This window comes from Bacillus sp. AFS023182, from assembly GCF_002560575.1.
Classification (GTDB): Bacteria; Bacillota; Bacilli; order Bacillales; family Bacillaceae_G; genus Bacillus_A; species Bacillus_A arachidis.
Genome location: NZ_NTRO01000028.1, coordinates 34,478 through 46,972 on the forward strand (window position 1 = coordinate 34,478; position 12,495 = coordinate 46,972).

Annotated in this window: 11 protein-coding genes and 1 pseudogene; 7 read left to right on the plus strand and 5 right to left on the minus strand. The window is 34.5% G+C overall.

The window, feature by feature from the left end; genetic code table 11:
• Nucleotides 1–20 precede the first annotated feature (20 nt).
• A complete protein-coding gene (ilvA, locus tag CN288_RS14715) occupies nt 21–1,283 on the plus strand; it encodes a threonine ammonia-lyase IlvA (protein ID WP_026592031.1) in 1,263 nt (420 codons plus the stop codon).
• A gap of 45 nt (nt 1,284–1,328) precedes the next feature.
• Here ilvA and CN288_RS14720 read toward each other — a convergent pair whose 3' ends face one another.
• Nucleotides 1,329–2,417 carry a CapA family protein gene (locus CN288_RS14720; protein WP_026592030.1) on the minus strand — a complete coding sequence of 363 codons (1,089 nt, stop codon included), beginning with the start codon at nt 2,415–2,417 and terminating at the stop codon, nt 1,329–1,331.
• A 409-nt stretch (nt 2,418–2,826) separates the two neighbouring features.
• Between CN288_RS14720 and CN288_RS14725 the strand changes: the two are divergent.
• Nucleotides 2,827–3,530: pseudogene (locus CN288_RS14725) on the plus strand (DUF554 domain-containing protein).
• Between the two features lie 58 nt (nt 3,531–3,588).
• Here CN288_RS14725 and CN288_RS14730 read toward each other — a convergent pair.
• From CN288_RS14730 to CN288_RS14740, 3 genes are read right to left on the minus strand one after another with little or no spacing between them, the layout of a single operon-like run.
• A complete protein-coding gene (locus CN288_RS14730; protein WP_026592029.1) occupies nt 3,589–4,317 on the minus strand; it encodes an ABC transporter permease in 729 nt (242 codons plus the stop codon).
• Nucleotides 4,317–5,033: an ABC transporter permease gene (locus CN288_RS14735; RefSeq protein ID WP_098302541.1), complete on the minus strand. Its 717-nt coding sequence runs from the start codon at nt 5,031–5,033 to the stop codon at nt 4,317–4,319. Before CN288_RS14735 ends, CN288_RS14730 begins: the two co-directional genes overlap by 1 nt.
• Nucleotides 5,008–5,940 (minus strand): ABC transporter ATP-binding protein, encoded by a 933-nt coding sequence (locus CN288_RS14740; protein WP_026592027.1) that lies wholly within the window; start codon nt 5,938–5,940, stop codon nt 5,008–5,010. The genes CN288_RS14735 and CN288_RS14740 overlap by 26 nt, the downstream gene beginning before the upstream one ends.
• Before the next feature lie 177 nt (nt 5,941–6,117).
• On the opposite strand from CN288_RS14740, the gene CN288_RS14745 reads away from it, so the two are divergent.
• From CN288_RS14745 to CN288_RS14760, 4 genes are all read left to right on the plus strand, one after another.
• Nucleotides 6,118–6,789: a response regulator transcription factor gene (locus tag CN288_RS14745; protein ID WP_098302542.1), complete on the plus strand. Its 672-nt coding sequence runs from the start codon at nt 6,118–6,120 to the stop codon at nt 6,787–6,789.
• Nucleotides 6,786–8,135 carry a HAMP domain-containing sensor histidine kinase gene (locus CN288_RS14750; protein ID WP_255259982.1) on the plus strand — a complete coding sequence of 450 codons (1,350 nt, stop codon included), beginning with the start codon at nt 6,786–6,788 and terminating at the stop codon, nt 8,133–8,135. The genes CN288_RS14745 and CN288_RS14750 overlap by 4 nt, the downstream gene beginning before the upstream one ends.
• Nucleotides 8,136–8,149: 14 nt before the next feature.
• Entirely contained in the window at nt 8,150–9,013 is an 864-nt protein-coding gene (locus CN288_RS14755) for a GNAT family N-acetyltransferase (RefSeq protein ID WP_098302543.1), read from the plus strand.
• 236 nt (nt 9,014–9,249) lie between these two features.
• Nucleotides 9,250–10,464, plus strand: coding sequence for a multidrug efflux MFS transporter (locus tag CN288_RS14760; RefSeq protein WP_098302544.1), 1,215 nt, complete (start codon nt 9,250–9,252; stop codon nt 10,462–10,464).
• An 80-nt stretch (nt 10,465–10,544) separates the two neighbouring features.
• Here the strand turns inward: CN288_RS14760 and CN288_RS14765 are convergent, their stop codons facing one another.
• A complete protein-coding gene (locus CN288_RS14765; RefSeq protein ID WP_098302545.1) occupies nt 10,545–11,306 on the minus strand; it encodes a DODA-type extradiol aromatic ring-opening family dioxygenase in 762 nt (253 codons plus the stop codon).
• 212 nt (nt 11,307–11,518) lie between these two features.
• Here CN288_RS14765 and CN288_RS14770 point away from each other — a divergent pair, with 212 nt between their 5' ends.
• A complete protein-coding gene (locus tag CN288_RS14770; protein WP_098302546.1) occupies nt 11,519–12,442 on the plus strand; it encodes an alpha/beta hydrolase in 924 nt (307 codons plus the stop codon).
• The last annotated feature ends 53 nt before the right edge of the window (nt 12,443–12,495 follow it).

Genomic DNA, 12,495 nt, shown 5'->3' on the forward strand with positions numbered 1-12,495 from the left:
GAGATAAGGAATGATACGAGATGGTGCAAAATGTAAAGGAGAGAGTGAAAATCGAAGATATCCTTGTGGCTCATAATCATATGAAGGATATCGTCAATAAAACGCCGCTTCAACGGGATTCAGTTTTATCTGAGAAATATGAATGTGACGTATATGTAAAACGGGAAGATTTACAAGTGATTCGTTCGTTTAAAATTCGTGGTGCTTACAATGTCATTCAAAGTTTGTCGAAAGAACAATTGCAAAATGGTGTTGTATGCGCGAGTGCTGGGAATCATGCGCAAGGAGTTGCATATACGTGTAATTTATTGAAGATTCAGTCGAAAATTTTTATGCCAACAACAACACCGAAGCAGAAAGTATCACAAGTACAATTTTTTGGTGGTGCTTATGCGGAAATTGTATTAGTCGGGGATACATTTGATAGCTCTTTTCAAGAAGCGCAGCGCTATTGTGAAGAAAATCGTATGACGTTCGTTCATCCATTTGATGATCCGTATGTAATCGCAGGACAAGGGACAGTCGCTGTTGAAATCTTACACGATATGGAGAAACCTGTTGATTACATCTTTGCTGCAATTGGTGGAGGGGGCTTAGCATCAGGTATTGGTACATATGTAAAAGGTGTGAGTCCTGCTACAAAAGTAATCGGTGTAGAACCAAAGGGAGCAGCATCGATGAAAGAGGCTTTTTTACAAAATGAAAATGTAGCCCTAGAAAAAATTGATAGTTTCGTTGATGGGGCAGCGGTTAAAAAAGTAGGGAAATTGACTTTTGAAATTTGTAAAGAAGTGTTGGATAATATTGTGTTGGTTCCTGAGGGAAAAATTTGTACAACAATTTTAGAATTGTACAAGAAAAATGCAATCGTTGCGGAGCCAGCTGGTGCCCTTTCAATTGCAGCACTCGATTTTTACAAGGATGAAATTAAAGGGAAAACCGTTGTTTGTACGTTAAGTGGTGGCAATAATGATATTGATAGAATGCAAGAAATGAAAGAACGCTCTCTCATTTATGAAGGATTAAAACATTATTTTATTATTGAATTCCCGCAGCGTTCAGGAGCATTGCGAGAATTTCTTGATAAAGGTTTAGGACCAGAAGATGACATCACTCGTTTTGAGTATATTAAAAAACATAATAAAGAAAATGGGCCTGCGCTTGTTGGGATAGAGCTAAAACATAAAGAAGATTATGAGCCGTTAATTACCCGTTTTCAAGAAAATAATATTCAATTTATGGAGTTAAATAAAAATCCTGTTTTGTTTGATTTGTTAATTTAATATACAAAGAGAAAGGAAGCTTTTTATGCAAAAGCTTCCTTTTTTCTAACTACGTTTGTTTTTAATTGTTCCATTTTCATCAATTTCTACATCAGTTGAAACAGTTTGTAAATATTGTAATGCTTTTTTCTTTTCCTCAGGAGTAGTTGGTGAAATTTGATTATTACGAATGATGTAAGGATTAAATGACATCTGTACGTCTTTTCCTTTAAAGGTAAGAGTTAATACACCCGTTTCAGCACTTTTTCCTTTTACATAGTTAGGGAACAAGAAGTTTCCTAACGAATAAGCGACAGGGACATTGTTGTAATATTCAAATCCTTGTAACCAATGTGGATGACTTCCAACAATCGCATCAGCACCAGCTTCGACTATTTTCGGTACATACTGTTTTTGATAGTCTACAGGTCTATTTGATTTTTCAACGCCCCAATGCATATACACAATCAGATAATCAGCGTCTTTCTTTTGTTCTTTGATCGTTTTTGTGACTTGATTGATATCATATCCATTTGCAACACCTGGCTTGTCTTTACCAGCTACCCAGGTAAAGTCAGGCATGAAACGAACGAAGGAAAGGAATTTGAATTTTTTCCCTTTCACTGTAATTTCTCTTGCTGTGTATGCATCATTCGCATTTTTTCCTGCTCCAATATAAGGAAGTTTTAGATTTTCTACGTGAGATATCGTATCCATTAAACCTTCTTGTCCATAGTCGAGTGTATGGTTGTTCCCGATATTGACAATGTCATAGCCGGTATTTTTAATAGTTTGTAAGGTGGCAGGGTCGCTTTTAATCCAGAATTGTTGACCCGGAATTTTTTTCTCACGTGTTGTAAATGTAGATTCCAAGTTTATAAAGGAAATATCAGCTTTTGCTATTTCATCTTTTACGTGTTGGAATGGATAATCAGCTCCGTTTTTTTGAATAACCGGTCGCAATTGCCAATCAAACATTGTATCACCAGAGAACGTAAGTGTAATTTCAGGATCTTCTTTTTTCTTTGTTTTTTCTTTTTTATTTTCGACTCCGGATGCATCTTTTGCTTTTGATGTAAAGGAGTTATTAATCAATAAAACAATTGGCGTAATAAGAATTACAATTAAAATAAATCGTTTAAATAAAGTTGTCATAGTTATCTTTCCTTTTTTCAATATTCGCCCGCTATTTCCGGGCTGCCCGTAAAATCTTGATTGGTGAGGGCTGATTAAAGTTTCCCTTTATATAATGACTGACCTTTAGAAAATTTGCTGATAAGAGTTTCATATGATATGTAAGAAAATGAGTAAGTGCTTAATAGTCTATGTATGCTAGACATGATATGTAGGTTGAAAGATACGTCTGTTAGATTATAGGTATGTATTGAGAGCTCCTCTCATAGTGTATGCAATATTACGGTAACATGAAACGATGAAAGAATACAATACATAAGTCAATTTTACTTATAAAGTTTTGAAAATTCTGTTAAAAATCCTTGTATTTTGTTGTATGGTAGATATAAAAATTAGAAATATAATGGTTGAAGAGAATGGGAAAGGCACAATGGTTATATTAGGAGCGGTAGTGAACGGAATTTGTATCATAATTGGTACTATCTTAGGTAAACTATTAAGCAATATTCCGGAAAGTATGAAAGGGACAGTTATGCATACAATCGGTTTAGCTGTTACTGTACTTGGTCTTCAAATGGGATTGAAAAGTGAAAACTTTCTTGTTGTAATTATAAGTCTTGTTATTGGTGCAGTGGCTGGAGAATGGCTGGAGTTAGAAGAGAAATTAAAGAGTTTAGGAGATTGGTTAGAAAAAAAGGTTGGCTCAAAAGGGGAAGGTAGTATATCCCTTGGGTTTGTAACAGCTACATTAATCTTTGCTATCGGTGCAATGGGGATTTAGATAGTGGTATTCGTGGAAATCATGATGTGCTATTTACAAAAGCAATAATTGATGGATTTATTTCTCTCATTTTAACGAAAACGCTTGGAATAGGCGTACTATTTTCAGCGATACCAGTCGTTTTATATGAGGGAGGTATTGCGATTTTCGCGACGCAAATTAATAGCTTTGTACCAGAAAAGCTAATGAATCAGTTTATCATAGAAATGGCTGCAACTGGCGGAATTATGATTTTTGCAATCGGATTAAATTTACTTGGTTTTATTAAAATTAAAGTGGCAAACTTATTGCCAGGGATACTTGTAGTTGGAATAATTGTTTCTATTATGTATGGATATAATTTGTATGTTTAATTAAGCTAAATAGTCCACAACTGTTTTGGAACAGTTGTGGACTATTTGTATGTAAAAATTAATATGCTTTTTTCATGAAATGAATAAAGCCACCTATAAATAAAATCACAAAGCTCCCAATTACGACAAATACCAGTGTTTGAAAAGAGATATAAAACAGCCCAGATCCTTCTTTAGGAAGCATTGCAAGAAAAGGTTGGGACCATGGGTAAATGGGACCAAACCTTGCAGAATTTGCAATTACCATAGCGGGTATGGAAGCTATAACATTTAAAGCAATTGGTGCCGCAAAGCTAGACCAGATGGTTGAAACCCATAATTGTAAGGCGATTAAAGGCAGAGTAGCAATCCAACCGCCTATAATACTTTTAATTGTAGGAATGAGAGGGAATGGACTAGATATATGTAAAAGTTGTCCAACACTAACATAGCTTATAATGAAGAGAATTTGCATTGTACCTACAAATAAGAGAACAAAGAAAAATTTTGTTATATAGGTATGATACCTTGCTATCGGCTGCACCAAAAGTTGTTTCCATCCCCCGTTTGAATGTTCATATCGGCAAATAAATGCAGTGAAAATGCCTGTTAATAATGGAAGAAGCAACATACCATGTACCAGTATCATGATATTATAAATTAGCTCCCAATGTTTATAATCGGGATAGTTTGAGGCATTTGCATAAGCTATTACTCCTGCTAAAGTCGGGCTTAAAAATAGTAATGTCCATATTTTGGTTTTTTTTATTTTATAAAATTCAGCTTGTATGGTTTTAAGCCAAAGCATTATTTATGCACATCCCTTCTAGTAAAATCTGCTGTTTCAATACATAACATACATATACCAACGATTAGGCCTATTACTACACATAGAAGTGGAGATCCCCAGTCAATGCGTAGGCTTGGCCATCTCCATATAAACCAATTGGGAAGAGCTATTGAAAACATTGTGAAAATAGTTCCTAACAGTCCGATTGTAAATGCGATACTTTGGTTTTGAAATATGATGGCAATCCATAGTTGAAGAGCTACAATTGGCAGTGCCGACCAATAAGGATAGAAACTCATTTTAAATATAGAAAGCCATGGAATTGAAGCATCGAATTGTAATACTAAACCCAATCCAATTATACCAATCAATAATAAAGAACAAGATACAGTAAGCAGGAAAAATACCAGTATGAATTTTACTAGAAAAATATGCCCCTTATTAATAGGTAAGGATAAGAGATGCTTCCATGAACTAGAATGATGCTCTATGTGTGCAATTAAAGAAGTAACGATCGTAATTCCTAATATAAGAGTTGTGAGAGCAAGCGGTTGAGCTTCAGAAATGAGGCCGCTCCATAAATCCTTCGCATATTTATTTGTCAAAAAATCATATCGAAGAAAAAAGTTACATGCTTGAAGAGAAATAACACCCATTGGTCCTAAAAAGATTAAAAACCAAATCCATTTCCTTTTTATTTTTAAAAGCTCAGATTGAAAGAGGCGTTTGTACATGTGTCTCTTCCTCCTTTATAAGCTGTAAGAATATCTCTTCGAGTGACTTTTTATTTTCTTCAATTCGGAATACAGAAATATTATGTGTTACAAGTGTTTTTACAATTTCGCCAACAGTTTCATTTGATACATTTGATAGAATAATTTGATTTTCCTCTTGCATAGAAGGAATCCCTTTAGCGAGAATGAGCTTCCAAGCTACATCTGGTTTGTCTGTCCTAAGTGTAATAGAATGCTGAGCGTGCTGGCGCAATATCTCTATTTTATCTTGAAAAATAAGCTTTCCTTTTGCGATAATTCCAACATAAGTTGCCATTTGATCAATTTCACTTAATAAGTGACTAGAGATAAGGATGGTAATTCCTCTTTCTTTCGCCAGTTGTTTAATTAGCATACGAATTTCATGAATCCCTTCTGGATCGAGTCCATTTGTCGGCTCGTCTAAAATTAATAGCTGTGGATCACCAAGTAAGGCAATGGCAATTCCTAACCGTTGTTTCATTCCTAATGAATATTCTTTTACTTTTTGTTTGGAAGCATGTTGTAAACCGACAATTTGTAGCACTTCCTCAATTTTTTCTTTCGGAGCATTTCTTAAAATCCGGTAAACCTCTAAATTCTCAAGGGCATTTAGGTGGGCATAATAAGATGGATTTTCAACAAGAGCTCCAATTTTAGATAGTATCGATAAACGCTCTTTCATTAAATCTTGTTGAAATATAGTGACCCTTCCTTGCGTTGGTTTAATAAGGCCTAAAAGCATACGAATACTAGTTGTTTTACCAGCTCCGTTAGGCCCGAGAAATCCATAAATCTCTCCTTTTGGAATTTTTAAATCTACGTTATGTACTACATAATCATTTCGATATCTTTTTGTTAACCCTGTCGTTTCCAAAATATAATTCATATTCCTATCACCTCAAATCAAGTATAGGAAATAAAGGTTAATGATAATGTTAGAAGAGTTTAAGATTTGTTTAAATTTATACAGCATTACCTAATTTTGGAGTGTATTGGTTTTCAAATCGTGTTGTATTTCTTATGATGGAAGAGAACGGTTAAATTTATATATGAGGGTGAAAAAATGACACACATTTTATATGTTGAGGATGATCTTGAGATTGGGGAATGGGTCAAAAGGGAACTGCAAAAACAAGAGTATGAAGTTGCATGGTTTACTTCAGAGAATGGTGCCAATGAAGTATGTGAAATAGCAGATGTTATTGTTTTAGATGTTATGTTGCCAGGTCTTGATGGTTTTACACTTGGTCAACGTTTTAAAAGGGAATATCCAGATACCCCTATTATTATGCTAACTGCAAGAACAACATTAGAAGATAAAATATATGGATTAACATTTGCTGATGATTATATAACAAAGCCATTCCATCCAAAAGAGTTAATGGCACGTATTGAAGTTTTATTAAGGCGGTACAATAAAGATGGAGCAGAAGTGCAACATGTGAAACATTTAAAAGTATTTATGAAAGAATACCGGATTGTTGATACAGACACGGGTGAAGAAATTGTTTTATCAGGAAAGCAGCATCAAATCTTTTTTTATTTGATGAAGAATATGAATCGTACATTAACGAAAGAACAAATTTTTGAAGCGGTATGGAATGAATCCTACATAGAAGGGGATAAATCATTGATGGTTCATATCCGTCATTTACGCGAAAAAATAGAAAGAAACCCTAGTAGCCCTCAAATAATAGAAACAATACGTGGGATAGGCTATCGGTGTAAAGTATGATAAAAAGTACATCATTATTACGAAAGTACCTATTTATCATATTTATAGCGATTATAATGTTACCTCTTATTGTCCCACTCAGTTCGTTTCTCTTTATTAAATATATAGAGTGGATAGAAGATTTTAAAGTTGCATATTCAAGTGTGCAAATAGAAGAGGAATGGAGAAATAAAGCGATAGATTTACACGAAAAAAATTCTGAAGGAATTGAGCGAACTTTTCGAGAGTTTCAAGAAAAATATCCAGAAGGATCAATGTTTTGGGTGGATAGTCAAGGGAAAACGAACCTTCAAATTCCTGAAAAACAAAATATTCCACAGGAGTGGAGTGCAAGTGATGCAGTTGCGTTTATGAAAAGGAGTTTTGAAGGGGATCCATTTACAGTTGTATCTTACATTGGAAAAGAGAAACAAGGGGCGTTTATGGTATTTCAAATTCCGAGGAAATATGTGAAAGCACCAATTACTCAAATACGTGAAAGATATGAAATTGTTTTTGGAATGGTTATTATTGGATGTTTTACGACGTTTATCATTATCTCTATCATCTTTTTTCTTAAGATTAGAAAAAGATTATTAAAGCTACAAAAAGCAATGGAACTTCCTCATGACCAGACACTTCCGTCAAAAATTTCTATATCAAAGCAAGACGAGATCGGTTTATTAGAAGAGTCTTTTAATCGTATGGTAGAGGCTTTACTGCAAAGTCGATTGAAGGAGGAGGAAGAGGAACAATTTCGTAGAAAATTAATTGCCGATCTTTCTCATGATTTACGGACACCATTAACGATAATGCGTGCACAAATAGATTCATTGAAAGAAGAAGTGATTTCGGTAAAAGGGTATCAAACAATGATGTTAATGGACGAAAAAATAAATTATGTGGCAGAATTAATTGAGAATTTATTATCTTATTCTTTAATAACGGCAAAGAAATATCCATATCATCCAGAACGATCGGATATGACACGTTTAATGAGAAAGCTTGTTGCATCATGGTATGACATATTAGATGAGAAAGGTTTTGAGGTTGATATTGTGATTCCAGAAAAGCAATTGTTTTGGAACATCGATGAAAATTGGTTTCAAAGAATTATAGATAATATAATTCAAAATGTAGTTAGGCATGCAGCTGATGGGAAATTTATAGGAGTATATGTAAACCATGAGGAAAAAACAATTACAGTTGTTGACCATGGGCCAGGTTTTCAAAATACTCATTCGCCAAATAAAGGTGCGGGAATTGGATTATCCATTATTGCAGTTATGACGAAAGAGATGGATATTGAATGGGATATAAAGTCTGATGATACGGGAGTTAAGTATATATTTAAACAGTTGCTGTAAAAGGGAGAATACATATGAGAGAATTCCAGTTCACAAAACGAGTAAATAGAATGTTTCAAATTGCAAGCAAAGAATCTAAATATAATGAATACATCATTCGTCCGTTAGATTTATTTATAGGAGCGTATAAAGAAGGAACAGGGGTTTGTAGTGAATTATATATGTATTTATTTCATAATATAGGGCTAGATTTTGTAACGGAATTTGTACAATTACAACAGGCGGGCTTTCAGGATAAAAGATATATAGAAGTACAAGGATACAAAGTTTCTTATAAAACAATGGAGATATTACAATTAGCTAAACATAAGATGGCGCGATTTAATCAATTATATCTGAATGAAGGACATATTTTAAGCGTGATCCTTCAGCAAGATGAGACAATTGCAAGTCTAATAGACGAAGATATGAAACAAAGTATTTTACAGATTGTTTCAGTACCAAGAGATATGACTGTAAATTTGAATAGTTATGAAATACCAACAAGTATGAAACATGCCTTTTGCAATGTTAGACGAGTTGTTCAATCTGATTTAGAAGAACTTCTTCAATTTGTTATGTTTGAATTTGGAGAAAGATGGATTGATGCAATTCATAATGGTTTTCAAATATATCAAGAAATTCCAATGTATATCGCAGTGCAAGAGAAAAAGATTATTGGTTTTGCTTGTTATGATATTGTAAGAGGAAAGAAGGGGCTGTTTGGACCGATGGGAATCGCTAAAAATAATCGTGTAAATGGTGTAGGAAGAGAACTATTACATAGATGCTTGGCTGAAATGAAGCAAATTGGTTATGAATATGCAGTGATTGGTCAGGCAGGTCCGATTGAGTTTTACGAGGAGAGTTGTGATGCGCAAGTAATACATATTATATAGAGATTACTTTGAGTAGAAATGTTACAGAAGCAATAGGAGGGTTGTTTATTGTTCTTACATGTTATTGCAGTTTTTGAATAAGATTTAATCAAAATCCTGTAGTAAAAATGCATGATTTTTCTTATTAAGCTGAACTGCTAGTTTATTTCAATAACATATATGTTCTTTTGAATCGTATTGCTAAACTTTTTCAGTAGAAAGGTGTAGAATGGGTATCTAAGAAAGAAGGTGCGAAAATGGCCAGCTGGAAAAGAAATTTAATGATTTGTTGGCTTGGTTGTTTTACTACGGCGGCAGGTATGAGCTTAGTGATACCATTCTTATCCTTTTATATTGAGGATCTAGGCGTAACGGGAACATCTGAAATTGCACAGTGGTCAGGAATTGCATTTGGTGTAACATTTTTAATGGGCGCAATTGTATCGCCGATATGGGGGAAACTCGGTGATATACATGGCCGGAAATTGATGCTTATTCGTGCGAGTCTTGGTATGGCGATGATTATGACGCTTATGGGATTTGTTACAAATGTATATCAATTAGTTGCACTTCGTTTTTTTATGGGGGCAGTGTCAGGATTTCTTTCGACTGCAATCACATTTATAGCAGCAGAAACACCAAAAGAGCATTCAGGTTGGGCAATTTCTACTATATCAACCGGTGGTGTAAGTGGTTCCTTACTTGGCCCGATGCTTGGTGGCTATTTGTCTGAATTAATCGGAATGCGTCATGTATTTTTAGTAACGGGTGCTTTTTTATTTCTTTCATTCTTAATTGTTTTTTTCTTTTTACATGAATCGAATCATTCTGTTCAAGCAAAAAAAGAGCAACCAAAAAAAGTATGGACGATGGTCCCGGCGAAACATTTTATTATAAGCCTATTTGTAGCAACTTTTATGATTCAACTTGCAAATATGTCCATACAACCTATTATTACGTTGTATGTGAAACATTTAGCGTGTCCTCATATGGATCATATTGAGATAATTGCGGGGGCGGTGATATCTGCAACAGGTCTAGCAGTCATTTTAGCAGCTCCTAAACTCGGAAGATTATCGGATCATATTGGCCCTCAAAAAACGTTAATTGTAGCATTGTGCGTCGCAGGAATTCTTTTTATCCCACAAGCGTTTGTGACAGCTGCTTGGCAATTATTAATATTGCGTTTTCTATTAGGGATTGCACAAGCTGGATTGTTACCTTCCGTACAAACTCTACTTAAACAACATACACCACAACATGTGACTGGACGTATTTTTGGATATAATCAATCCTTTCAGTTTTTAGGAAATATGATTGGACCAGTACTCGGAGGACAGATTGCCGCACATGCTGGATTTCAATATGTATTCTTCTCTACAGCATCGCTTTTATTCTTGGCTTGCATTTGGGTATATTTTAATAGTAAAAGCGCAATGGAATCAGAAAAAGAGCATTTGGAAGCTAGTTAATAAGGTGAATTATAAAGGTTGTAAAGATTGAATAAAAAGGATGAAGTGAACGGTGCTTCATCCTTTTTGTTTTAAATTAATTAAAACTGAAAGCAAAGATAACTTAATGTTCCAAGTTCATAGCTACGATGAATCATTTTACCTTCAGTATTCCCACTTCCCATAGCAATGAAAAGTGGGACAAAGTGTTCTGCTCTTGGAACGGCTAAACGCGCGTGAGGAGCAGCGGTTTCCCAGTTACACAATGAATTTTTATCGTTATTTTGCATATGTTTTATAATCCAGTCATCAAATTCAACAGCCCAACTTTCAGGCGTTGTTTGATCCCATTTGAGTGCACGTAAATTATGCACAGTAACACCGCTGCCGATTACTAAAATATCCTCTTGTCCAAGTCCTTGAATTGCCTGTCCAATTTCATATTGCTTTTTTGCGGGAAGGAATGGATTTACTGAAACTTGAACGACAGGTATATCAGCTTTTGGATACATACGATGTAATAGTGTCCATGAACCATGATCTAACCCTCGAGTTGTATCTTTGTGAACTGGAATCCCCTTATGTTTAAATTTTGTTTCGAGCATTGTTGCGATGGCTGAAGAACCTTTTGCTTTATATTGTATTTCATATAATTCGGGAGGGAATCCGCCGAAATCATAAATTGTTTCATATTCATCATCTGAAGATGAGATGGTTAATACTTCAGTTTCCCAGTGTGCTGTAAAAATAGCAATTGCTTTTGGTTTATATGTTTCTCCAAGTGTTTTTAGAAAACGTGTATAGTCTGTATCTTGAATAGCAAGCATTGGTGAGCCGTGTGCTAAAAATAATGATGGTATCATAATGGTTCCCTCCTAAAAATATAATTATATAGTTACTTTATGTAAGTTACTATATAATTATATTTCTTGTTCTTCAAGATAATAATTTGAGGATTCGTTTAGAAAATACAGTGTTTGTCATTACGAAAACAATTGCATATAATACATAGTAAGAATAATGAATAATCATTCATTTTATAAAAATGTACATAATGGATTTGGAGGGTGTGAAAATGAACATACAGGAATGCTTTGTTACGGTATTGGATGGATCGGAAATTTATTTACGTAAGTGGCTACCGGAAAGTGAAATTCGTGGAATTGTACAAATTGCACATGGTATGACGGAACATGTTGGTGTCTATACAGAGTACATTGATGCTTTATTGAAGGCTGGTTATGGTGTGTATGCTCATGATCACCGGGGACATGGAAAAACAGCAAAACAAGAAGAGGATTACGGCCATTTTGAACCGAATATTGGCTGGGATCAAGCTGTTTCTGACATAATCTTTTTATCGGAACTTATTCGTAATGAACATAATTGTCCGCTTTTTTTATTAGGACATAGTATGGGCTCTTTCTTATCTAGACGTGCTGTGCAACTTCGTGGTGAACTATATGATGGATTCCTTATTTCTGGGACAGGTGGAAATCCTGGGTTTTTAGGTGTAGTAGGTCATAAAGTGGCAACAGTTGAAATGAAGCTACGTGGTGCAAAAACAAAAAGTCCAATGTTAAACTTTTTATCATTTGGAAATTTTAATTCGAACTTTAAACCGAATCGTACAAAGTTTGATTGGCTTTCTTCAGATACAAATCAAGTTGATAGATACATAGAAGATCCATTATGTGGTTTTATTTGTTCAACAAGTTTTTATCGTGAATTATTTAACGGTGTGCTTGAAGTGAATAAACTAGAGGAATATAAAAAAACACCTAAAGACCTTCCGATACACATTTTTTCTGGAGATCGTGATCCGGTGGGCGACATGGGGAAAGGTGTAAGAGAGGTGTACGATATGTATAAAAAATGCGGTGTGAAAGATGTAACACTTCGTTTATATGAAAATGGAAGGCACGAAATGTTTCATGAAGTGAATAGGGATGAAGTATTTCAAGATTTGATAGCTTGGTTAAATGAACATAACGTATAAAATAAAAGTCTCACTTTTTGTAGAAGTGAGACTTTTATTTTAAGAAATTGGAG

Excerpts from the sequence above, each read along its gene's own strand:
- ilvA (WP_026592031.1), top strand. The coding sequence starts at position 21 with ATGGTGCAAAATGTAAAGGAGAGAGTGAAAATCGAAGATATCCTTGTG.
- CN288_RS14720 (WP_026592030.1), bottom strand. The coding sequence starts at position 2,417 with ATGACAACTTTATTTAAACGATTTATTTTAATTGTAATTCTTATTACG.
- CN288_RS14730 (WP_026592029.1), bottom strand. The coding sequence starts at position 4,317 with ATGCTTTGGCTTAAAACCATACAAGCTGAATTTTATAAAATAAAAAAA.
- CN288_RS14735 (WP_098302541.1), bottom strand. The coding sequence starts at position 5,033 with ATGTACAAACGCCTCTTTCAATCTGAGCTTTTAAAAATAAAAAGGAAA.
- CN288_RS14740 (WP_026592027.1), bottom strand. The coding sequence starts at position 5,940 with ATGAATTATATTTTGGAAACGACAGGGTTAACAAAAAGATATCGAAAT.
- CN288_RS14745 (WP_098302542.1), top strand. The coding sequence starts at position 6,118 with ATGACACACATTTTATATGTTGAGGATGATCTTGAGATTGGGGAATGG.
- CN288_RS14750 (WP_255259982.1), top strand. The coding sequence starts at position 6,786 with ATGATAAAAAGTACATCATTATTACGAAAGTACCTATTTATCATATTT.
- CN288_RS14755 (WP_098302543.1), top strand. The coding sequence starts at position 8,150 with ATGAGAGAATTCCAGTTCACAAAACGAGTAAATAGAATGTTTCAAATT.
- CN288_RS14760 (WP_098302544.1), top strand. The coding sequence starts at position 9,250 with ATGGCCAGCTGGAAAAGAAATTTAATGATTTGTTGGCTTGGTTGTTTT.
- CN288_RS14765 (WP_098302545.1), bottom strand. The coding sequence starts at position 11,306 with ATGATACCATCATTATTTTTAGCACACGGCTCACCAATGCTTGCTATT.
- CN288_RS14770 (WP_098302546.1), top strand. The coding sequence starts at position 11,519 with ATGAACATACAGGAATGCTTTGTTACGGTATTGGATGGATCGGAAATT.